Raw genomic sequence first — 21,898 nt, forward strand, 5'->3', positions numbered from 1 at the left:
CAACGGTCAGCACACGATTGGTACCGCCTGCTAGCGGGCGGTTTTCGCCGGTCGATAGCGTCCGTGGCGTCGCTAGGAACACGACCACGCAACGCCCATGAGACGCCGACCGCGAGACGGTCGTACATATAGAGCCGAGGCGGGATGGGAAACCATCCCGCCTCGGCGTTTTTCTATCCGATCACCGTCTAGCGCAGTGCCCGCGCCTGTGGTTACCGTGCGCTGTTCCCAATTCTCAGCTGTCCCACAGGCAACATTTGCCTCACAGCCCCCACGAGGAGCCGATGAACACGCGCTTGCGCGCCGTGGTCCTCCGCGCCGGTGCGGCCACCGCTCTCGCGGTCGGCCTGGTCGCCGTCGCCGGACCGGCGTACGCCGCCGACGGCCCGGACGTCGCCGTCACCCCGATCAGCCTCCACCTCGCCAAGGGTGTGAAGGAGGCCAAGGCCAAGCCGTTCCAGGTCGAGTTGCGCAACTTCGGCAACGCCGCGGCCAAGGACGTGTCGGTCAAGCTGGACCTGTCCGGCCTCAAGGGCAAGGTCGGCTACGTCACGCCGGACGGCTGCACCAAGTCGGGCCCGGCCGCGTACGCCTGCCCGATCGGTGAGATCGCCGCCGACCAGGACGTGGTCATCGGCATCCCGCTCTTCAACGCCAACGGCAAGAAGGGCGACGGCGGCCACTTCTCGATCGCCGCGATCGTCCCCGGCGACACGAACGAGGAGAACAACTCCGCGGACGTCGACGTCACGGTCGAGGCGAAGACCTACGACCTGACGGTCTGGGCGCAGGACGTCTACGCCGAGGTGGTCGCCGACGGCGACGAGGTCGGCGAGGAGACCCGCACCCCGGTGCCGCCGGGCGGCACCGCGCCGCTGGACTCGGCCATCTTCAACCACGGCAGCAAGCGCGTGGTCGGCGTCGCCTACTCGGTGAAGCTGCCGGAGGGCGTCTCGTTCGCGAGCGTGCCGGCGAACTGCATCGAGTGGGAAGACGTCAACGGCATCATCTGTGAGGACGACGAGGTCGTGCTCAAGCCGGGCGAGGTCATCCTGCCGGAGATCAGCGTCAAGGTCGCCGACGACGCCAAGGCCGGTGTGATCACCGACGGCATCATCGACGCGCGCGCGCTCGAGCCCGGTGCGACCGATCCCGAGCAGGCCGGCGACGAGGCGCGGGCGGCCACCGCGGAGCAGCGCAAGGAGCTCACCGACGCGGACGAGGCCGACAACCAGGCGCGCTTCGACGTCTTCGTCGGCGCGGCCCCGACCGAGCCGGGCACGCCGGGCGAGCCCGGCGAGGGTGGCGGCGGTGGCCTCCCGGTCACCGGCGCGGCGGCCGGCATCATCGGTGGCGTGGGTGCCCTGATCGTCGTCGCGGGTGCGGTGCTGTTCTTCGTCGCCCGCCGGCGCCGGATCGTCACGGTCACCCCCGACGCCTGACCAGCCGGACCAGCACGACCAACCAGCGACAGCGGCCCGCTCCCCGATGGGGGGCGGGCCGTTCCATAGAGTGGCCAGGTGACGCGAGCCAACCTGGACAAGCAGCCGCACGAGGTCGCCGAGATGTTCGACGGGGTGGCCGAGCGGTACGACCTGACCAACACCGTGCTGTCCTTCGGGCAGGACCGCGGCTGGCGAAAGGCCACCCGCGCCGCGCTCGACCTGGCGCCGGGGGAAAAGGTGCTGGACGTCGGCGCCGGCACCGGTGTCTCGACCGAAGAACTGGAACGTTCCGGTGCGTACGCCGTCGGTGCGGATCTGTCGGTAGGAATGCTGCGTGCGGGCCGGCACACGAGGCCGACCGTTCCGCTGCTCGCCGGCGACGCATTGGCGCTGCCCTTTCCGGACGCCACCTTCGACGCGGTCACCATTTCCTTCGCACTTCGCAATGTCGTCGACACCCGCGGCGCGCTGCGTGAGCTGGCCCGCGTGACCAGGCCCGGCGGCCGGCTCGTGGTCTGTGAGTTCAGCCACCCCACCAACTTCACCTTCCGCACCATCTACCTCTCGTATCTGATGCGGTCACTCCCGGCGGTCGCCCGGCGGGTCTCCAGCAACCCGGACGCGTACGTCTACCTGGCCGAGTCCATCCAGATGTGGCCTAACCAGCGAGATCTCGCGACACGAATTCAGGACGCCGGATGGGGCCGGGTCGGCTGGCGGAATCTGTCGGGTGGAATCGTCGCGCTGCACCGCGCCACGCGCGAATGAGCATTTTTCGGAAATGCCGGATTGGCGAAACGGACATCGATCGACAACTCGGTTCCGCCCCTGGGGTTAGGTATACCTAACTGGCCGTCCGCAGTATCCCCGGTTCTAGACTCCACCCGATGAGCTTGTGAAGCATTTCACGAGCCCGCGAGGAGCGAAAACAGCCGGAACCCCAGGGGGAGTCGTAGTGGCCGCCAGCAGGGACAACGACGCCGACGTCATCGTCGTCGGTGCCGGACCGGGTGGCTCCACGACCGCGTACCACCTCGCGCGCCACGGCGTACGCGTGCTGGTCCTGGAGAAGTCGCAGTTCCCCCGCGAGAAGGTCTGCGGCGACGGGCTGACCCCGCGCGCGGTCAAGCAGCTCATCAAGTTGGGCCTCACCGCCGACGGTTCCTTCGAGGAGCAGGGCTGGCTGCGCAACAAGGGCCTGCGGGTGATCGGCGGCGGTGTCCGGCTCGAGCTCGACTGGCCCGACCTCGCCAGCTTCCCCAACTACGGGCTGGTGCGCACCCGCTTCGACTTCGACGACCTGATCGCGAAGCAGGCCGTCAAGGCCGGCGCCGACCTGCGCACGGGAGTGAACGTCACCGGTCCGGTGCTCGACGACACCGGCCGCGCGGTCGGGGTGACCGCCGAGGTCGAGGGTGGCGAGCCGCGCGAGTTCTACGCGCCGCTGATCATCTCGGCCGACGGCGTCTCGGGCCGCTTCCCGCTCGCACTCGGTCTGGCCAAGCGCGAGGACCGGCCGATCGGTGTGGCCGTCCGCCGCTACTACCACTCGCCGGCCAAGCACGACGACGACTACCTCGAGTCCTGGTTGGAGCTGCGCAGCAAGGAGGGCGGCGACCGCCTGCTGCCCGGCTACGGCTGGATCTTCGGCATGGGCGACGGCCGGGTCAACGTCGGCCTCGGCGTGCTCAACTCGTCGGCGGCGTTCGGCAAGACCAACTACCGGCGGATGCTCACCGAGTGGCTGGGCGCGACGCCGCCGGAGTGGGGCATGAACGACGAGGCCAACGCCGACGGCCCGATCCTCGGTGCCGCGCTGCCGATGGGCTTCAACCGCGTGCCGCACTACACCCGCGGCGTGCTGCTGGTCGGCGACTCCGGCGGCATGGTCAACCCCTTCAACGGCGAGGGCATCGCGTACGCGATGGAGTCCGGTGAGCTCGCCGCCGAGGTGGTCGCGCAGGCGCTGGGCCGCACCGGTCTCGACCGCGAGCGCGCGCTGGCCGCGTACCCGACCGAGCTGAAGGCCCGCTACGGCGGCTATTACCGCCTCGGCAACATCTTCGTGAAGCTGATCGGCAACCCGCAGATCATGCGGATCGCCACCAAGCACGGCATGCCGCACCCGACCCTGATGCGGTTCGTTCTCAAACTGCTGGCCAACCTGACGGATCCGCGCGGTGGCGACGCGATGGACCGGGTCATCAACGCGATGACCAAGGTGGTGCCAGCCGCATAAGCACGGCAACTGGGCCTGACCCCGCCAAGCGAAGGCCCGCACAACGGTGAATACTCAGACGCTGATTCTCGACAGAGGGCAGGAAAGGACGAGCAGGGAAGACCATGACGCTCTCGCCGTACGCACCGATCCTGGGGCTGTTGGCCCTGGCTGCCTTCTTCGCGCTGTTCTCCGTCGCGTCGGCCCGGATCGCCGGCCCGCGCCGGTACAACCGGGCCAAGCTCGACGCATACGAGTGCGGCATCGAACCTAGCCCGCAGCCGGTCGGCGGCGGTCGGTTCCCGATCAAGTTCTACCTGACGGCGATGCTGTTCATCGTCTTCGACATCGAAATCATCTTCCTGTACCCGTGGGCCGTCAGCTTCGACGCGCTCGGGCTCTTCGGGTTCGTCGAGATGGTCATGTTCATCGGCACCGTGTTCATCGCCTACGCCTACGTCTGGCGTCGCGGCGGCCTGGACTGGGACTGAAGGGAGGCACGCCAGCATGGGTATCGAAGAGAAACTCCCCGCGGGCGTCCTGCTCACCTCCGTGGAGAAGCTCGTCAACTGGTCCCGCAAGTCGTCGGTCTGGGGCGCCACGTTCGGCCTCGCCTGCTGCGCGATCGAGATGATGGCGGCCGGCGGCCCGCACTACGACCTGGGTCGCTGGGGCATGGAGGTGTTCCGTGCTTCGCCCCGCCAGGCCGACCTGATGATCGTTGCCGGCCGGGTGTCGCAGAAGATGGCCCCCGTGCTGCGGCAGATCTACGACCAGATGGCCGAGCCCCGTTGGGTGCTCTCGATGGGCGTCTGCGCGAGCAGCGGCGGCATGTTCAACAACTACGCCATCGTGCAGGGCGTCGACCACGTCGTGCCGGTCGACATGTACCTGCCCGGTTGCCCGCCGCGGCCCGAGATGCTGATCGACGCGATCCTCAAGCTGCGCGAGAAGATCAACCACGAGCCGCTCGGCGCCAACGGCCGGCGCATGCTCGAGCAGCGCAAGGAGCGCGGTGACGTTCCGGTCGTGCCGTACGGCTCGATGCCTTCGTCCTACCGCAACGACAAGGCCCGGCGCGCCGAGTGGACCCAGGCGGTCCGCGACGGCCGCGAGGAACAGCTGCGGATCGAGAACTGGATGAAGGAAGAACGACACATGCAAGGCGGTGGACGCTGGTGAGCGCGAGGAGTGAGCGAAGCGGCGCCGCAGCCGCCCGCGGACCGGAGGCCGGGAGCCCCGCAGTCGCGAACGGAAGGCGAACATGGTGACCACCAGTCCCGACAAGGACCCGGTTACGGACTCGCAGCCACCCAGCGCGAAGCCCGGTGGCGGCGTGCCTGTCCAGGCGACGCCGGTCGGTGCGACCACCGGTGCGCCGGCCGAGCTGCCGCCGTCCTCTGTGGCCGGTCGTGGCATGTTCGGCATCTCCGGCTCCGGCGACACCTCCGGCTTCGGCGGCCTGGTCCGCCGGCGGGTGGGTGGCGGTGGCAGCGAGCGCCCGTACGGCAGCTACTTCGACGAGGTCTACGACGCGCTGGCCGAGGCGTTCCCGGGCCTGGACGACGCCATCGAGAAGGTGGTCGTCGACCGCAACGAGCTGACGCTGCACGTCAAGGCCGAGCGGATCCTCGACGTCGCCCGCACGATGCGCGACGAGGAGTCGCTGCGCTTCGAGCTCTGCTCCTCGGTGTCCGGTGTGGACTATCTCGGCTCCGACGAGCGCCGGCTGCACGTGACCTACCACCTGGCGTCGATGACCTACCGGCGCCGGGTGCGGCTCGAGGTCGCGGTCGGCACCGAGCACCCGCATGTCCCGTCGGTGACGCCGGTCTACCCGACCGCCGACTGGCAGGAGCGGGAGACGTACGACATGTTCGGCATCATCTTCGACGGCCACCCCGGTCTGACCCGCATCCTCATGCCGGACGACTGGGAGGGCTACCCGCAACGCAAGGACTACCCGCTCGGCGGGGTTCCGGTGGAGTACAAGGGCGCCGAGATCCCACCGCCGGACCGGCGGAGGAGCTACCAGTGAGCACTAACCCGAGTTACGCGCCCGAGCGCGAGACGTCCGAGGGCAAGGTCTTCACCGTCACCGGTGGCGACTGGGACACCGTCGTCAGCGGCACTGACCCGGTCAGCGACGAGCGCATCGTCGTCAACATGGGCCCGCAGCACCCGTCGACGCACGGCGTGCTGCGGCTGATCCTCGAGCTCGAGGGTGAGACGGTCCGCGAGATGCGGTCGGTGGTGGGCTACCTGCACACCGGCATCGAGAAGTCCATCGAGTACCGCAACTGGGTGCAGGGCACGACGTTCGTGACCCGGATGGACTACCTCTCGCCGATCTTCAACGAGACCGCCTACAGCCTGGCGGTCGAGAAGCTGCTCGGCATCGAGGACCAGATCACCGAGCGGGCGTCCACCATCCGCGTGCTGATGATGGAGCTCAACCGGATCTCGTCGCACCTGGTCTGGCTGGCCACCACCGGCATGGAGCTGGGCGCCATCTCGATCATGTTGTACGGCTTCCGCGAGCGCGAGTACATCCTCGAGATCTTCGAGATGGTCTCCGGCCTGCGGATGAACATGGCCTACGTGCGCCCGGGCGGCGTCGCGCAGGACGTGCCGGACAGCGCGATCAAGAAGATCCAAGAGTTCCTCAAGATGATGCCGAAGCGCCTCAAGGAATACGAGGACCTGCTCTCCGGCCAGCCGATCTGGACCGAGCGCACCCAGGGCGTCGCGGTGCTCGACGTGACCGCGTGCGTCGCGCTCGGCGTGACCGGCCCGGTGCTGCGGTCCGCCGGCCTCCCGTGGGACCTGCGCAAGACCGAGCCGTACTGCGGCTACGAGAACTACGAGTTCGACGTGCCGACCTCGAACGACGGCGACGTGTGGGGCCGCTACCAGGTCCGGCTCGCCGAGATCCGCGAGTCGCTGAAGCTCATCGAGCAGGCGCTCGACAAGCTCCGGCCCGGCCCGATCATGGTGGCCGACAAGAAGATCGCCTGGCCGGCGCAGCTCGCGCTCGGCGTCGACGGCCTCGGCAACTCGCTGGAGCACGTCGCCAAGATCATGGGTCAGTCGATGGAGTCGCTGATCCACCACTTCAAGCTCGTCACCGAGGGCTTCCGGGTGCCGCCCGGCCAGGTCTACGTGGCGATCGAGGGCCCGCGCGGGGAGTTGGGCGCCCACGCGGTGTCCGACGGCGGCACCCGGCCCTACCGGGTGCACTTCCGCGAGCCCAGCTTCGTGAACCTCCAGGCGCTTCCCGCGATGGCCGAAGGCGGCCTCATCGCCGACGTCATCGCCGGCGGCGCCTCGCTGGACCCCGTGATGGGTGGGTGTGACCGATGACGACGCCAACGACGGTCTTCGACGAGGAGCTCCGGCAGCGCGCCCGGGAGATCCTGGCCCGCTACCCGGCCGACCGCTCCCGGTCCGCCCTGCTCCCGCTGCTGCACCTCGTGCAGTCCGTCGAGGGGCACGTCTCCCCGGCGGGCGTGGAGTTCTGCGCCGAGGTCCTGGGCATCAACAAGGCCCAGGTCGGCGCGGTCGCGTCGTTCTACACGATGTACAAGCGCCGCCCGACCGGTGACTACCTGGTCAGCGTCTGCACCAACACGATGTGCAACGTGCTCGGCGGCCAGGAGGTCTACGACACGCTCACCGAGCACCTCGGCGTCGGGCACGACGAGACCACCGCCGACGGCTCGATCACGCTGGAGCACGCTGAGTGCCTCGCGGCCTGCGACTACGGCCCGGTCGTGACCGTCAACTACGACTTCTTCGACAACGTCACCCCGAGTGCCGCGGTCGACCTGGTCGACGAGCTCCAGCGGGGCAACCGGCCGCAGCCCAGCCGCGGCGCCCGGCTCTGCACGCTCAAGGAGATGTCGCTCCAGCTCGCCGGCTTCCCGGACACCCGGGACGACGCGGTCGCCGACGGCGTGGCCGGCGCGGCCACCCTGCGCGGCCTGCACCTGGCCCAGGAGCACGGCATCGCGGTGGCCGGCTTCAACCCGGACACCCCGATCAAGAAGAAGGACGACGCCGGCTCGGGCAAGCCGGCGGCGCAGGCCGGCGCCGCGGCCAACAAGCCCGCGAGCGACGCCAAGCCGGCCGGCGACGCGCCGAAGCCGCAGGAGGGCAACCTCCGCGGCGCCAAGGAGGCGAACAAGTGACCACCACTCCTCGGCGGGAAGTTCTCGAGAAGCTCACCCCGGTCCTGACCAAGCGGTGGCTCTCGCCGAACGCCTGGGCGCTGAAGACCTACGAGCAGCTCGACGGCTACGCGGCGCTCAAGAAGGCGCTCAAGGCCAACCCCGACGACCTGATCCAGCTCATCAAGGACTCGGGCCTGCGCGGCCGCGGCGGCGCGGGCTTCCCGACCGGCCTCAAGTGGGGCTTCATCCCGCAGGGCGACGGCAAGCCGCACTACCTCGTCGTCAACGCCGACGAGGGCGAGCCGGGCACCTGCAAGGACCTGCCGCTGATGACGCACGACCCGCACTCGCTGGTCGAGGGCGTGATCATCGCGTCGTACGCGATCCGGGCCGAGCGGGCCTACATCTACATCCGCGGTGAGGCCGTGCATGCCGCGCGCCGGCTGCGCAACGCGGTCGTCGAGGCCTACGACAAGGGCTACCTCGGCCGCAACATCCTGGGCTCGGGCTTCAACCTCGACGTGGTCGTGCACAGCGGCGCCGGCGCCTACATCTGCGGTGAAGAGACCGCGCTGCTGGACTCGCTCGAGGGCTTCCGCGGCCAGCCCCGTCTGCGCCCGCCGTTCCCGGCGACGCACGGCCTCTACGCCTCGCCGACGGTGGTCAACAACGTCGGCACCATCGCCAGCGTGCCGTACATCGTGCTGGGCGGCGCCGACTGGTGGAAGACCATGGGCACCGAGAAGTCGTCGGGCCCGATGATCTACTCGCTGTCGGGCCGGATCAACCACCCCGGTCAGTACGAAGCGTCGATGGGCATCACGCTGCGGGAGCTGATCGAGCTCGCCGGCGGCATGCAGGACGGCCACCAGCTCCGGTTCTGGACCCCGGGTGGCTCGTCGACCCCGCTGCTCACGGCCGACCACATGGACGTGCCGCTCGACTTCGAGGGCGTGGCCGGTGCCGGCAGCATCCTCGGCACCACGGCGACGCAGATCTTCTCCGACCAGGACTGCCCGGTCTACGCGACCTACCGGTGGCTGGAGTTCTACCACCACGAGTCGTGCGGCAAGTGCACTCCGTGCCGCGAGGGCAACTACTGGATGGTCCGGGTCTACCAGCGGATCCTGAGCGGTCAGGGCACCCACGAGGACCTCGACACGCTGCTCGACACCTGTGACAACATCCTGGGCCGCTCGTTCTGCGGTCTGGGCGACGGCGCGACGAGCCCGGTGACGTCCTCGTTGCAGTACTTCAAGCAGGACTACCTCGACTACATCGAGGGCCGGACGGCTCCGCGGCTGTCCGACAAGGCTCTCGTGGGGGCGCACTGACATGACGGATGTAGCCAAGAAGGCCGACGAGGTCACGCTGACCATCGACGGCGTCGAGGTGACCGCGCCGAAGGGGACGCTGCTCATCCGCGTCGCCGAGCAGCTCGGCATCGCGATCCCGCGGTTCTGCGACCACCCGCTGCTGGCGCCCGCGGGCGCCTGCCGGCAGTGCCTGGTCGAGGTCGAGGGGCAGCGCAAGCCGGTCGCCTCCTGCACCCAGGCGGTCGCCGACGGCATGGTGGTCAAGACCCAGCTCAGCTCTCCGGTCGCCAAGAAGGCGCAGGAGGGCATCATGGAGCTGCTCCTGATCAACCACCCGCTCGACTGCCCGATGTGCGACAAGGGCGGTGAGTGCCCGCTGCAGAACCAGGCGATGTCGACCGGCCGGGCCGACTCGCGGTTCCACGAGCACAAACGGGAATACCCCAAGCCGATCAACATCTCCTCGCAGGTCCTGCTGGACCGCGAGCGGTGCGTGCTCTGCCAGCGCTGCACCCGGTTCTCCGAGGAGATCGCGGGCGACAAGTTCATCGACCTGATGAACCGCAGCAGCAACGAAGAGATCAACGTCTACCGCGACGAGGTCTACTCCGGTGACGCCGGTGAGGAGGCCGAGGGCGACGTTCCCTTCAACTCCTACTTCTCCGGCAACACGGTGCAGATCTGCCCGGTCGGCGCGCTGACCGGTTCGCAGTACCGGTTCCGGTCACGGCCGTTCGACCTGGTGTCCTCGCCGTCGACCTGCGAGCACTGCGCCTCGGGTTGCAGCATGCGCACCGACCACCGGCGCGGCAAGGTGCTCCGCCGCCTGGCCGGCGACGACGCGGCCGTCAACGAGGAGTGGAACTGCGACAAGGGTCGCTGGGGCTTCCGCTACGCGACCGCCACCGACCGGCTCACCACGCCGCTGGTCCGCGACGCGGCCAGCGGCGAACTGCGTGAGGCGTCCTGGAGCGAGGCGCTGAGCGTCGCCGCCGAGGGGCTGCGCGCCGCTCGCGACGGTGCCAACGGCGTCGGCGTGCTGACCGGCGGCCGGCTGACCGTCGAGGACGCCTACGCGTACGCCAAGTTCGCCCGGGTCGCCCTGGGCACGAACGACATCGACTTCCGCTCGCGGCCGCTGTCGGTCGAGGAGACGGAGTTCCTGGCCTCCTCAGTCGTCGGCACCACCGAGGTCACCTACAGCGACATCGACTCGGCGCCGGCGGTGGTCATCGTCGGGCTGGAGCCCGAGGAGGAGTCGCCGATCCTCTTCCTCCGCCTGCGCAAGCAGTTCACCAAGCGCAAGCTGCCGATCTACGCGCTCTCGCCGTACGTGACGCGGGGCCTGGAGAAGCTCGGCGCCAAGGTCGCCCGGATCATCCCGGGCGAGGAGGCGCGCGTGCTCGCCGAGCACGACGTGGTCGCCGAGGCGCTCAAGGCGCCGGGCGCGCTGCTGCTCGTCGGCGAGCGGCTGGCCTCGGTGCCCGGCGGCCTGTCGGCCGCCGCGGCGCTGGCGGAGCGCACGGGCGCGAAGCTGGCCTGGGTGCCGCGGCGCGCGGGTGACCGCGGCGCGGTCGACGCGGGCTGCCTGCCGAACCTGCTGCCCGGTGGCCGGCTGGCCAGCGACGCGGCGGCGCGGGCCGAACTGGCCAGCGCCTGGGACGTGGCCGCCTTCGTCATCCCGAGCGAGGCCGGTCGCGACACCGACGCGATGCTGGTGGCCGCGGCCGGTGGCCGACTCGGCGCGCTGGTCGTGGCCGGCGTCGACCCGGCCGATCTGTCCGACCCCAAGCTCGCAGAGCAGGCCCTCGACGCGGTGCCGTTCCTGGTCAGCCTGGAGGTCCGGCTCAGCGCGGTCAGCCGCCGCGCCGACGTGGTCTTCCCGGTCTCGCCGGTCGCGGAGAAGGCCGGCAGCTTCCTCGACTGGGAGGGCCGGCTGCGGACCTTCGAGGCGGTGCTGCCGACCGAGTCGATGAACGACGGCCGCGTGCTCGACGCGCTCGCCGCCGCGCTGGGCGTCACGCTCGGCACCGCCGACGTCAACACGGTCCGCCGCGAGCTCGGCGGCCTCCCGGTGACCCGGGCCGACCGCCCGCTGGCGCCGCGGCACGAGCCGACCGACGTGGTCGAGCCCGGCGACGGCGAGGCGGTGCTGGCGACCTGGCACCAGCTCATCGACCTGGGCAGCCTGCTCGACGGCAACGAGGAGCTGGCCGGCACGGCCCGCCCGCCGGTGGTCCGGCTCGACAAGGCCACCGCCGAGGCGATCGGTGTCGCCGACGGCGAGGCGGTCACGGTCGGCACCGGCCGCGGTGCGGTGACGCTGCCGGCGATGATCACGGACATGCCGGCCGGCGTCGTCTGGCTGCCGACCAACTCGCCCGGTTCGACCACCCGGCGGACGCTCGGCGTCACCTCCGGCGCGGTCGTCTCGATCTCGGCTGGAGGGGTTCGATGACGCCTGCGGTGTACCTCGCGCAGGACCCGACGCTGTCCGACTTCGGGCACGATCCCTGGTGGATCGCGCTCATCAAGATTGTCTTCGCGTTCGTCTTCGCGGTGCTCGCGACGCTGCTCGGCGTCTGGTTCGAGCGGCGCGTCGTCGGCTTCATGCAGGTGCGGCCCGGCCCCAACCAGGTCGGCCCGCTCGGCCTGCTGCAGACGCTGGCCGACGGCCTGAAGATGGCCTTCAAGGAGGACATCCTCCCGAAGGCCGCAGACAAGGTCGTCTACTTCTTCGCGCCGACGATCTCGGTGATCTGCGCGGTGACCGCCCTGTCGGTCATCCCGTTCGGCCCGATGGTGAGCATCTTCGGCCACCAGACGCCGCTGCAGGTCACCGACGTCTCGGTCGCCGTGCTGGTGATCCTGGCCGCGTCCTCGATGGGCATCTACGGCATCGTGCTGGGCGGTTGGGCCTCGGGCTCGACGTACCCGCTGCTCGGTGGCCTGCGGTCGAGCGCCCAGATGATCTCGTACGAGGTCGCGATGGGCCTGTCGATCGTCGCGGTGTTCATGACCGCCGGCACGATGTCGACCAGCGGCATCGTCGCGGCCCAGGCAGGCAGCGACCGGAGCGCCTCGCTCGGCGGCTTCGAGTTCTTCGCGCCCGGCTGGTACGCGATCCTGCTGCTGCCGAGCTTCGTCATCTACTTCATCTCCGCGGTCGGTGAGACCAACCGTGCGCCGTTCGACCTGCCCGAGGCGGAGTCCGAGCTGGTCGCCGGCTTCATGACCGAGTACAGCTCGCTGAAGTTCGCGCTGTTCATGCTCGCGGAGTACGTCAACATGGTGACCGTCTCCGCGGTCGCCACGACGCTGTTCCTCGGCGGCTGGCGCGCGCCCTGGCCGATCAGCATCTGGTCCGGTGCCAACGAGGGTTGGTTCGGCCTGATCTGGTTCTTCGCCAAGGTCATCCTGCTGGTCTTCGTCTTCGTCTGGCTCCGCGGCACGCTGCCCCGGCTGCGCTACGACCAGTTCATGCGGCTCGGCTGGCGCGTCCTGCTGCCGATCAACCTGGTCTGGATCCTCGCGCTGGCCGGCATCCGGGTGCTGCAGAAGGAGAACAACGACGCGGTGCGCTGGGGGATCATCGGCGGCGCGCTGGTCGTGGTCCTGCTGATCACGCTGCTCCTGCCGGACCGCAAGAAGGGTCCGCAGGTCTCGCTGCAGGAACAGGTCAACCAGCGGCCGCAGGGCAGTTTCCCGCTGCCGCCGATGGACCTCGTGGTGCCGCCGAGCCCGCGGGCCCGCCGGCAGGTGGCGGAGCGGCAGCCGGCCAACGTGGGCGGTGGCGCACCCGACGTCATCGAGTCCACCACGTCCGAAGAGAAGGAAGGCTGAGATGGGCGCCATCACGGGCACGTTCAAGGGCTTCGGCGTCACGTTCTCGCACATGTTCCGCAAGATCGTGACGACCGACTACCCGTTCGAGCCGGCTCCGGCGGCACCGCGCTACCACGGCCGACACATCCTCAACCGGCACCCGGACGGGCTGGAGAAGTGCATCGGGTGCGAGCTGTGCGCCTGGGCCTGCCCGGCCGACGCGATCTACGTCGAGGGTGGCGACAACACCGACGAGCAGCGCTTCTCGCCCGGTGAGCGGTACGCCAGCATCTACCAGATCAACTATGCCCGGTGCATCTTCTGCGGGCTGTGTATCGAGGCGTGCCCGACCCGTTCGCTGACCATGAGCAACGAGTACGAGCTCGCCCGCGACTCCCGCCAGGACCTGATCTTCACCAAGGAGCAGCTGCTCGCGCCGCTGCTGCCCGGCATGGAACAGCCGCCGCACCCGATGCGGCTGGGCGACACCGAGAAGGACTACTACGTCGGTGCGCTGACCAACCCGGGCACCTCGGCCGGCGCCGAGAAGGCGCCCTGGTCGGAGACCGGCACCAAGGACGCGACTGGAGAGGCGTCATGACCAACATCGCGTTGGCGGCGACGGTCACCACCGGTGAGGCGGTGACCTTCTGGATCCTCGCCCCGCTCGCGCTGCTCGGCGCGATCGGCATGGTGGCGGCCCGCAACGCCGTGCACTCGGCGCTCTGGCTGGTGCTGACCATGCTCTGCCTCGGCGTCTTCTACGTCGTGCAGGCCGGTCCGTTCATCGGCATGGTGCAGATCATCGTCTACACCGGCGCGATCATGATGCTGTTCCTGTTCGTGCTGATGCTGGTCGGCCGGGACGCCTCGGACTCGCTGATCGAGACGTTGCGCGGGCAGCGAGTGGCGGCCGTCCTGGTGGGGCTCGGCTTCGCCGGCCTGGTCGGCACGCTGGTCGCCCGCGCGGTCAGCGACACGACGGCGGTGGGCCTGGAGGCCGCGAACCGCGACGGCAACGTCCAGGGCATCGCGGCGCTGCTGTTCACGAACTACGTGTTCGCCTTCGAAGCAACCTCGGCGCTGCTGATCACCGCTGCGGTGGGCGCGATGGTGCTGGCGCACATCCACAAGCCGAAGAGCGAGCGGCTGGGCCAGCCGGACCTCATGCGGCTGCGCTTCCGCGCCGGCAACCACCCTGGGTCGAAGGCGGGCCCCGGCGTGTACGCCACCTCAGACTCGGTCGCCACCCCGGCGCGGCTGCCCGACGGCACGCTCAGCCGGGGAAGCATCCCCGAGATCCTCCCGACGCGTGAGCTCAGCCCGCGCGAGACCGCCCCGAAGGGCACCGAGAAATGAACCCGAGCTACTACCTGGTGCTGGCCGGCATCCTGTTCACGATCGGCGCCGTCGGCGTGTTGATCCGCCGCAACGCGATCGTGCTCTTCATGTGCATCGAGCTGATGCTCAACTCGGCCAACCTGACTCTGGTCACGTTCAGCCGGATCAACGGCAACCTCAACGGCCAGATCATCGCGTTCTTTGTCATGGTCGTCGCCGCGGCGGAGGTCGTGGTCGGTCTGGCGATCATCATGACGATCTTCCGGACGCGACGCTCGGCGAGCGTCGACGACGCGAACCTGCTGAAGTACTAGAGGGGCCGCATTCGTGGAACAGACGATCGAGTACGCCCAAGCGACGGGCGTACTGGGCAGCGTGTGGCTGCTCATCGCCATCCCGCTGGTGAGCGCGGCGGTCATCCTGCTGCTCGGGCGCCGGAGCGCGAAGTTCGCGCACTGGCTCGGCACAGCGGCCATCGGCGCTTCCTTCGTGTTGACGCTGATCTACTTCTTCTCGCTGCGCGACCAGCCCAACCGGGCTGTGGAGCGCAACCTGTGGGAGTTCATCTCGGTCGGCAACCTCAAGGTTGACGTCGGTCTGCTGTTCGACCCGCTGGCCGCCGTCTTCTGCCTGCTGATCACGGGTGTGGGTTTCCTGATCCACCTGTACGCGGTCGGCTACATGGCGCACGACGAGCGCAGGCACACGTTCTTCGGCTACTTCAACCTCTTCGCCGCCGCGATGTTGCTGCTGGTCCTCGGCAACAACTACGTGATGCTCTTCCTCGGCTGGGAGGGTGTCGGTCTGGCGTCGTACCTGCTGATCTCGTTCTGGTACACGCGCCCGGCCGCGGCGACCGCGGGCAAGAAGGCGTTCCTGATGAACCGCGTCGGCGACGCCGGCCTGGTCATCGCGATCTTCACGATGTTCGCCTACCTCGGCTCGACGAACTACGAGGACGTGTTCAACGGCGTCGGCGGCCTGTCGTCGACCGTCGTGCTGCTGATGGGCCTGCTGCTCCTGCTCGGCGCGACCGGCAAGTCCGGCCAGTTCCCGCTGCAGGCGTGGTTGCCGGACGCGATGGAGGGCCCGACCCCGGTCTCGGCCCTGATCCACGCGGCCACGATGGTGACCGCGGGCGTCTACCTGATCGCCCGGTCCAACGCGATCTTCTCGGCCAACGAGGTGCTGCAGACCGTCGTGGTCAGCGTCGGTGCGCTGACGCTGCTGATCGGCTGCATCATCGGCGCGGCCAAGGACGACATCAAGCGCGTCCTGGCCTGGTCGACGGTCTCGCAGATCGGCTACATGTTCCTGGGCGTCGGTCTGGGTGGCGGCGCGTACGCGCTGGCGATCATCCACCTGCTCGCACACGGCTTCTTCAAGGCCAACATGTTCCTCGGTGCCGGCTCGGTCATGCACGGCATGAAGGACCAGGTCAACATCCGCCGCTTCGGTGGGCTGTGGAAGCTGATGCCGTGGACGTTCGGCACGTTCACCGCCGGCTGGCTGGCGATCGTCGGCTTCCCGGGCTTCTCCGGCTTCTTCACCAAGGAGCCGATCATCGTCGCCGCCTTCGAGCGGGAGGGCTGGACCGCCTGGCTGTACGGCTGGGCCGCCCTGCTCGGCGCCGGGCTCACCGCGTTCTACATGACCCGGCTCTGGGTGCTCACCTTCCTCGGGCCGAAGCGGTGGACCGAGGACATCGACCACCCGCACGAGTCGCCACCGATCATGGTCGGGCCGCTGGTGCTGCTCGCGATCGGCTCCGCGATCGCCGGTGGCCTGATGGCCAGCCCGGTCGCCAAGTGGCTCGAACCGCCGCTGCCCGAGGAAGCGCACGACCTGCACCCGGTCATGTCGCACGGGGTGATCACCACGCTCTCGCTGGTGCTCACCTTCGCCGGCATCGGCCTGGCCTACCTGCTGTTCCGGCGCGGCACCGCGATCGTCGAGCAGCCGGCCGGCGTGGTCGTCACCGCGGCCCGCCGCAACCTCTACGCCGATGCCTTCAACGAGATCGTCTTCGAGAAGCCCGGCATCTTCCTGACCCGCGCGCTGGTGTTCCTCGACAACCGGGGCATCGACGGCGCGGTCAACGGCCTCGCGGCCGCGGTCGGCGGCGGCTCCGGCCGGTTGCGCCGGCTGCAGACCGGCTTCGTCCGGTCCTATGCGATGTCAATGATGGCCGGCGCGCTGCTCGTGGTCGCCGCGTTCGTCGCCGTGCAGATGGGATGGCTGAGCTAGCGATGCAGGACTTCCCGTATTTGACGGTGCTGACGGGGTTGCCGCTGCTCGGCGCGATCGTCGTCTGGTGCCTGCCGAAGTCGAAGCCGGAGACGGCCAAGATCGTGGCGCTGGCCTGGTCACTGGTGGTCTTCGTGCTGTCGGTGGTCATGTGGATCGCCTTCCAGGCGGGCGGCGACCGGCTCCAGCTCCGCGAGTCGTACGAGTGGATCCCGACCTGGGACGCCCGGTTCACCTTCGCGGTCGACGGCATCGCGCTCGTCATGCTGCTGATGGTCACCGTGCTGGTGCCGATCGTGATCCTGGCGTCGTGGCACGACGCCGACAAGAGCAAGCGCAGCATCCCGACGTACTTCGCGCTGCTGCTGGTCCTCGAGTTCACGATGATCGGCGTCTTCGCGGCCGCCGACATCTTCCTGTTCTACGTGTTCTTCGAAGTCATGCTCGTGCCGATGTACTTCCTGATCGGCAGCTTCGGCGGACACCAGCGGCAGTACGCGGCCGTGAAGTTCTTCCTCTACTCGCTGGTCGGCGGCCTGTTCATGCTGGCCGCCGTGATCGGCCTGTGGGTGGTCGGCGGGCACACCTTCGACTGGGCGACGCTGATCAACAGCGACTTCGCCACCAACACCGGTCGCTGGCTGTTCCTCGGCTTCTTCATCGCCTTCGCCATCAAGGCGCCGTTCTTCCCGTTCCACACCTGGCTGCCGGACGCCGGTGGCGCCGCTCCCGCGGGCGCCGCCGCGCTGCTGGTCGGCGTGCTCGACAAGGTCGGCACGTTCGGCATCCTGCGCTACTGCCTCCCGCTGTTCCCGGAGGCGTCGCGCTGGTTCGCGCCCTGGGCGATCGCGCTGGCCGTGATCGGCATCATCTACGCCGCCCTGCTGGCGATCGGCCAGAACGACCTCAAGCGCCTGGTGTCGTACACCTCGATCGCGCACTTCGGTTTCATCGGCGTGGGCATCTTCGCCTTCACCACCCAGGCCGGCACCGGCGCGGTGCTCTACATGCTCAACCACGGCCTGGCCACCGGCCTGCTGTTCCTCGTGGTCGGCATGCTGGTCGCGCGCCGCGGCTCGCAGAACATCCGCGACTTCGGCGGCGCCGGCAAGCTGGTGCCCGTGCTGGCGGGCGTGCTGTTCTTCGCCGGTCTGGCCTCGCTGGCCCTGCCCGGCACGGCGCCGTTCGTCTCGGAGTTCCTGGTGCTGATCGGCACCTTCACCGTCAACAAGCCGGTGGCGGTGATCGCGACGCTCGGCATCATCCTGGCGGCCGCGTACGTGCTCTGGATGGTGCAGCGGACGACGCAGGGCAACCTGAACCCGGCGCTGCTCGACGAGCCACGCATGCGGCGTGACCTCACGGTGCGGGAGAAGGTCGTGGTCGCACCGCTGATCCTGCTGATCCTGTTCCTCGGCTTCTACCCGAAGCCGGTCACCGACGTGATCAACCCCGCCGTCCAGGCGACCATGCAAGACGTGGGCAAGTCGGATCCGGCCCCCATCTCCGGCACCACCACGGAGGCAGCAGTCAAATGACGATCAAGTTCCCGGACTTCGACTACGCCGCGATCGCGCCGATCCTCATCGTGTTCGGCGTGGCGGCGGTCGGAATCCTCGTCGAGGCGTTCGTACCGAAGCGCGGTCGCTACCTGACCCAGCTCGTGCTGGCGCTGACCGGTCTGGTCGCGGCGCTGGTCGTGCTGATCACCCAGGCCGACACCCGGGTGGTGACCGCCGGTCAGGCGATCGCGATCGACGGCCCGGCGCTGTTCCTGCAGGGCTCGATCATCGTGCTGGCCATCATGTCGGTGCTGCTGATCGGCGAGCGGGCGCTGGAGAAGGGCGGCCCGTTCGTCGCGCAGGCGGCGATCACCGTGGGCTCCGAGGACGACCGCAAGCAGGCGGCGCACGCCGACGGCGCGACCGAGGTCTACCCGCTGGCCACGTTCGCCATCGGCGGCATGATGCTCTTCGTCTCGGCCAACGACCTGCTGACGATGTTCATCGCGCTCGAGGTGCTCTCGCTCCCGCTCTACCTGATGTGTGCGCTGGCTCGCCGCCGGCGCCTGGTCAGCCAGGAAGCGGCACTCAAGTACTTCATGCTCGGCGCGTACGCGTCGGCGTTCTTCCTGTTCGGTGTCGCGCTGGTCTACGGCTTCACGGCGTCGGTCGAGGCGGCCCCGGGCCGGCAGGCCGGCGGCGTCGACTTCGCCACCATCCACGCCGCGGCGACCGCGTCCCCGGCCAACCGCGCGCTGCTCTTCGCCGGCCTGGCGATGATCGCGATCGGCCTGCTGTTCAAGGCGGCCGCGGCGCCGTTCCACGTGTGGACGCCGGACGTCTACCAGGGCGCGCCGACGCCGGTCACGGGCTTCATGGCCGCCTGCACCAAGGTCGCCGCGTTCGGTGCCCTGCTGCGGGTGCTCTACGTCGCCTTCGACGGCGCGCGTTGGGACTTCACCCCGGTGCTCGGCGCGATCGCGATCCTGACCATGCTGGTCGGTGCGGTGCTCGCCGTGACGCAGACCGACCTCAAGCGACTGCTGGCCTACTCGTCGATCGCCAACGCCGGCTATCTGCTGGTCGGCGTGCTCGCCGGGGTCCGCGGTGGCATCTCCAGCACGATGTTCTACCTGGTGGCGTACGGCTTCACGGTGATCGCCGCGTTCGCGGTGGTGACCCTGGTCCGCGACGCCGACGGGGAGGCCACCCACCTGTCCCGCTGGGCCGGCCTGGGCCGCCGCTCGCCGGTGTTCGCGGGTGTCTTCACGTTCATCCTGCTGGCCTTCGCCGGCATCCCGCTCACCAGTGGCTTCATCAGCAAGTTCGCGGTGTTCGGGGCGGCGCTGGACGGTGGGCAGACCTGGCTGGTGATCGCCGGCGTGGTGACGAGCATGATCCTCGCGTTCCCGTACCTGCGCGTGGTGGTCATGATGTGGCTCTCCGAGCCGGGTGAGACGACTCCGACGATCGCCGTGCCCGGTGCGCTGACCGCCGCGGCCCTCGTGATCGGTGTCGCGGCGACCCTGGTGCTCGGTGTGGCGCCGGCACCGCTGCTCAACCTGTCGGACACCGCTGCGCAGTTCATCCGATAATCCCGTTTCGCTGGATGGGGGTCGCTTTCGCGGCCCCCATCTGCTGTTTCTGCCTGCCACGCCGGTGCTCCCCAGGGACCTCCGCGCGCTGAGTCGATTTCGCGGTGTGGCATCGTGGGTTACGTGGTGAGGGGGGCGCAAGAGCTGACGTCGATCGGGCTCGACTTTGTCGATCCAGAGGTCGAAGCGTCGGCGCGTGGGGTCCTGGCCGCGGTCGAAGACGAGTTGCGCACGTGCGTGACGAGTGCCGACCCGATGGTCACGGAAGCCGCGCGGCATCTCGTCGAGGCCGGCGGCAAGCGGTTCCGGCCGCTGCTGGTCGCGCTCGGCGCGCAGTTCGGTGACCCGACGGCGCCGATGGTGGTGCCGGCCGCGGTGGTGATGGAGCTGACGCACCTGGCGACGCTCTACCACGACGACGTGATGGACGAGGCGCCCGTGCGGCGCGGCGTGCGCAGTGCGAACTCCCGGTGGACCAACTCGGTGGCCATCCTGGTCGGCGACTACCTGTTCGCCCGGGCCGCCGACCTGGCCGCTGATCTCGGCACCGAGGCCGTCCGGCTGCAGGCGCGCACGTTCGCGCGGCTGGTGCACGGCCAGATCGCCGAGACGGTCGGCCCGCGGCCCGGCACGGACCCGGTCGCGCACTACCTCGACGTCCTGGCCGAGAAGACCGGCTCGCTGATCGCCACCTCGGCCCGGTTCGGCGGCATGTTCGGTGGTGCCGGTCCGGAGGCGACCGAGGCGCTGGCCCGCTACGGCGAGAAGATGGGCATCGCGTTCCAGCTCTCCGACGACCTGCTCGACATCGCGTCCGAGTCCGAGCAGAGCGGCAAGACGCCGGGCACCGACCTGCGCGAGGGCGTGCCGACGTTGCCGGTGCTGTTCGCGCTGGCCTCCGACGACGCTTCCCCGGCGGCGGCCCGGCTGCGGGAGATCCTGGCCGCCGGCCCGGTCACGGACGACGAGCTCCACGCCGAGGCGCTGTGCCTGCTGCGCGAGTCGTCGGCGATGAAGCAGGCCCGCGAGACGGTCCGCAGCTACGCGGAAGAGGCGCGGGATCGGCTCACGCCGTTGCCTGCCAACCCCACCCGGGCGGCGTTGGAGTCGCTCTGCGACTTCATCGCGGACCGCACTGGTTGAGGGTTCCAGTCGCGCTGACAGTAAAGGTCCGGTGACCAACCGCGAGCCTGGCAGCGACGCGTCAGCGAGCGGTCTCCGGCGGGAGCAACGGTCAGGTCCGTCGCGAACCCGGGACATCTTGATCTTGTTCTCCACTTCGTCTGCTGTGCGACAAACCGAGCGTACGAACTCCGCGTATCGGGCGCATCGACGCTCCGTGTCGATGAATTTGGCGTTCTCGATACCAACAGGCATTTCGCGGACCGGAGCTTTTTCATATGGTGTAAGCCCCGGCCCGCGGAGGTGGGTGTGCGCGACCCTCTGGCAGAACCATCGGATCTGATCCGCAGCGTTTCCCGCGCCCTACGCGTGCTGGAAGCCGTGGGTCGGGCGCCGAAAGGTCTGACCGTCAAGCAGGTCGCTCGCCGGTGCGAGCTCACCGTCGCGACCACCTACCACCTGGTGCGGACGCTGGCCTATGAGGGCTACGTCATCCGCCGGGAGGACGGCACCTACATCGTCGGGCTCGAGGTCGCCGACCGCTACCGCGAGCTCGTGGCCGCGTTCCGCGGGCCACCCGCGGTCGGCGACGCGCTGCGCAAGGCGGCCGTCGACACGGGCTACAGCCATTTTCTCGGCCGCTTCGTCGGCGGACAGGTCGCCATCACCGCGTCGGCGGAGGGACCGCGGTCACCGTACCTGGAGGAAATGGTCCCCGGCTTCGACGAGGGAGCGCACGCGACGGCGTTGGGGAAGGCCCTGCTGGCCACGCTGACGCCCGATCAGCGGTTCCGCTACCTCCGGGAGTACGGGATGCGCCCGTTCACGCCGCAGACGCTGACGACGACCGAGGCCTTCGAGAGTGACCTGGCCGCCGGCGAACGCCGTGGCATGCACCTCGAAATGGGGCAATACCGACCCGGAGTGGCCTGCGCGGCCGTCATCGTCACGCCTGACCGCGACATGGAGCGCCGGGTCGTGCTCGCCTGCGCGTTGCCGGCGGCGGAGATGATGACGTCCGCCCGCGTGGTCCGGGCGAAGCTGCTGGCGGTCGCCCGCACGGTCTCCGACGCATTGGGTGCACCAGACAACGGAAACGGCTGAACCGCTGCCGC

General features: G+C 69.3%; 19 protein-coding genes. All 19 read left to right on the plus strand.

All coding sequences use genetic code 11. The features are described from left to right. The first annotated feature begins 284 nt into the window (after window positions 1–284). The gene (locus CHC05_RS23580; RefSeq protein WP_089252435.1) at window positions 285–1,442 is read left to right on the plus strand and encodes an LPXTG cell wall anchor domain-containing protein; all 1,158 of its coding nucleotides are present in this window, start codon (window positions 285–287) and stop codon (window positions 1,440–1,442) included. A gap of 78 nt (window positions 1,443–1,520) precedes the next feature. Next, the gene (locus tag CHC05_RS23585) at window positions 1,521–2,213 is read left to right on the plus strand and encodes a demethylmenaquinone methyltransferase (RefSeq protein ID WP_089252437.1); all 693 of its coding nucleotides are present in this window, start codon (window positions 1,521–1,523) and stop codon (window positions 2,211–2,213) included. 187 nt (window positions 2,214–2,400) lie between these two features. Continuing rightward, a complete protein-coding gene (locus tag CHC05_RS23590) occupies window positions 2,401–3,684 on the plus strand; it encodes a geranylgeranyl reductase family protein (protein ID WP_089252439.1) in 1,284 nt (427 codons plus the stop codon). Between the two features lie 104 nt (window positions 3,685–3,788). Then, window positions 3,789–4,154, plus strand: a complete 366-nt coding sequence (locus tag CHC05_RS23595; protein WP_089252441.1) for an NADH-quinone oxidoreductase subunit A — start codon at window positions 3,789–3,791, stop codon at window positions 4,152–4,154. A 16-nt stretch (window positions 4,155–4,170) separates the two neighbouring features. Continuing rightward, window positions 4,171–4,845: a NuoB/complex I 20 kDa subunit family protein gene (locus CHC05_RS23600; RefSeq protein WP_089252443.1), complete on the plus strand. Its 675-nt coding sequence runs from the start codon at window positions 4,171–4,173 to the stop codon at window positions 4,843–4,845. An 82-nt stretch (window positions 4,846–4,927) separates the two neighbouring features. Then, a complete protein-coding gene (locus tag CHC05_RS23605; RefSeq protein WP_089252445.1) occupies window positions 4,928–5,701 on the plus strand; it encodes an NADH-quinone oxidoreductase subunit C in 774 nt (257 codons plus the stop codon). Then, on the plus strand, window positions 5,698–7,026 hold the full coding sequence (locus tag CHC05_RS23610; protein ID WP_089252447.1) for an NADH-quinone oxidoreductase subunit D: 1,329 nt from the start codon (window positions 5,698–5,700) through the stop codon (window positions 7,024–7,026). The genes CHC05_RS23605 and CHC05_RS23610 overlap by 4 nt, the downstream gene beginning before the upstream one ends. Next, window positions 7,023–7,853, plus strand: a complete 831-nt coding sequence (nuoE, locus tag CHC05_RS23615; RefSeq protein WP_089252449.1) for an NADH-quinone oxidoreductase subunit NuoE — start codon at window positions 7,023–7,025, stop codon at window positions 7,851–7,853. Before CHC05_RS23610 ends, nuoE begins: the two co-directional genes overlap by 4 nt. Continuing rightward, window positions 7,850–9,169: an NADH-quinone oxidoreductase subunit NuoF gene (gene nuoF / locus CHC05_RS23620; RefSeq protein ID WP_089252451.1), complete on the plus strand. Its 1,320-nt coding sequence runs from the start codon at window positions 7,850–7,852 to the stop codon at window positions 9,167–9,169. The genes nuoE and nuoF overlap by 4 nt, the downstream gene beginning before the upstream one ends. Before the next feature lies 1 nt (window position 9,170). Beyond that, window positions 9,171–11,609 (plus strand): NADH-quinone oxidoreductase subunit G, encoded by a 2,439-nt coding sequence (locus CHC05_RS23625; protein ID WP_089252453.1) that lies wholly within the window; start codon window positions 9,171–9,173, stop codon window positions 11,607–11,609. Beyond that, window positions 11,606–12,994 carry an NADH-quinone oxidoreductase subunit NuoH gene (nuoH, locus tag CHC05_RS23630; RefSeq protein ID WP_089252455.1) on the plus strand — a complete coding sequence of 463 codons (1,389 nt, stop codon included), beginning with the start codon at window positions 11,606–11,608 and terminating at the stop codon, window positions 12,992–12,994. The genes CHC05_RS23625 and nuoH overlap by 4 nt, the downstream gene beginning before the upstream one ends. A 1-nt stretch (window position 12,995) precedes the next feature. Further along, on the plus strand, window positions 12,996–13,577 hold the full coding sequence (gene nuoI / locus CHC05_RS23635; protein WP_089252457.1) for an NADH-quinone oxidoreductase subunit NuoI: 582 nt from the start codon (window positions 12,996–12,998) through the stop codon (window positions 13,575–13,577). Further along, the gene (locus CHC05_RS23640; protein ID WP_089252459.1) at window positions 13,574–14,335 is read left to right on the plus strand and encodes an NADH-quinone oxidoreductase subunit J; all 762 of its coding nucleotides are present in this window, start codon (window positions 13,574–13,576) and stop codon (window positions 14,333–14,335) included. The genes nuoI and CHC05_RS23640 overlap by 4 nt, the downstream gene beginning before the upstream one ends. Beyond that, window positions 14,332–14,631, plus strand: coding sequence for an NADH-quinone oxidoreductase subunit NuoK (gene nuoK / locus CHC05_RS23645; RefSeq protein ID WP_089252461.1), 300 nt, complete (start codon window positions 14,332–14,334; stop codon window positions 14,629–14,631). The genes CHC05_RS23640 and nuoK overlap by 4 nt, the downstream gene beginning before the upstream one ends. Before the next feature lie 13 nt (window positions 14,632–14,644). Then, complete coding sequence (gene nuoL / locus CHC05_RS23650; protein ID WP_089252463.1) at window positions 14,645–16,564, plus strand: NADH-quinone oxidoreductase subunit L; 1,920 nt, start codon at window positions 14,645–14,647, stop codon at window positions 16,562–16,564. A gap of 2 nt (window positions 16,565–16,566) precedes the next feature. Then, window positions 16,567–18,102, plus strand: a complete 1,536-nt coding sequence (locus CHC05_RS23655; protein ID WP_089252465.1) for an NADH-quinone oxidoreductase subunit M — start codon at window positions 16,567–16,569, stop codon at window positions 18,100–18,102. Next, window positions 18,099–19,661, plus strand: a complete 1,563-nt coding sequence (gene nuoN, locus CHC05_RS23660; protein ID WP_089252467.1) for an NADH-quinone oxidoreductase subunit NuoN — start codon at window positions 18,099–18,101, stop codon at window positions 19,659–19,661. The genes CHC05_RS23655 and nuoN overlap by 4 nt, the downstream gene beginning before the upstream one ends. A gap of 144 nt (window positions 19,662–19,805) precedes the next feature. After that, on the plus strand, window positions 19,806–20,804 hold the full coding sequence (locus CHC05_RS23665; protein ID WP_425426842.1) for a polyprenyl synthetase family protein: 999 nt from the start codon (window positions 19,806–19,808) through the stop codon (window positions 20,802–20,804). A gap of 288 nt (window positions 20,805–21,092) precedes the next feature. Beyond that, window positions 21,093–21,887, plus strand: coding sequence for an IclR family transcriptional regulator (locus tag CHC05_RS23670; RefSeq protein WP_089252793.1), 795 nt, complete (start codon window positions 21,093–21,095; stop codon window positions 21,885–21,887). Window positions 21,888–21,898: the final 11 nt, after the last annotated feature.

It is taken from the genome of Asanoa hainanensis, from assembly GCF_900188485.1.
GTDB classification, from domain to species: domain Bacteria; phylum Actinomycetota; class Actinomycetes; order Mycobacteriales; family Micromonosporaceae; genus Asanoa; species Asanoa hainanensis.

Coding starts and splice junctions, on each gene's coding strand:
- nuoI (WP_089252457.1), top strand. CDS start 12,996: ATGGGCGCCATCACGGGCACGTTCAAGGGCTTCGGCGTCACGTTCTCG.
- CHC05_RS23600 (WP_089252443.1), top strand. CDS start 4,171: ATGGGTATCGAAGAGAAACTCCCCGCGGGCGTCCTGCTCACCTCCGTG.
- CHC05_RS23595 (WP_089252441.1), top strand. CDS start 3,789: ATGACGCTCTCGCCGTACGCACCGATCCTGGGGCTGTTGGCCCTGGCT.
- CHC05_RS23625 (WP_089252453.1), top strand. CDS start 9,171: ATGACGGATGTAGCCAAGAAGGCCGACGAGGTCACGCTGACCATCGAC.
- CHC05_RS23605 (WP_089252445.1), top strand. CDS start 4,928: ATGGTGACCACCAGTCCCGACAAGGACCCGGTTACGGACTCGCAGCCA.
- nuoK (WP_089252461.1), top strand. CDS start 14,332: ATGAACCCGAGCTACTACCTGGTGCTGGCCGGCATCCTGTTCACGATC.
- nuoE (WP_089252449.1), top strand. CDS start 7,023: ATGACGACGCCAACGACGGTCTTCGACGAGGAGCTCCGGCAGCGCGCC.
- CHC05_RS23580 (WP_089252435.1), top strand. CDS start 285: ATGAACACGCGCTTGCGCGCCGTGGTCCTCCGCGCCGGTGCGGCCACC.
- nuoH (WP_089252455.1), top strand. CDS start 11,606: ATGACGCCTGCGGTGTACCTCGCGCAGGACCCGACGCTGTCCGACTTC.
- CHC05_RS23640 (WP_089252459.1), top strand. CDS start 13,574: ATGACCAACATCGCGTTGGCGGCGACGGTCACCACCGGTGAGGCGGTG.
- CHC05_RS23655 (WP_089252465.1), top strand. CDS start 16,567: ATGCAGGACTTCCCGTATTTGACGGTGCTGACGGGGTTGCCGCTGCTC.
- nuoN (WP_089252467.1), top strand. CDS start 18,099: ATGACGATCAAGTTCCCGGACTTCGACTACGCCGCGATCGCGCCGATC.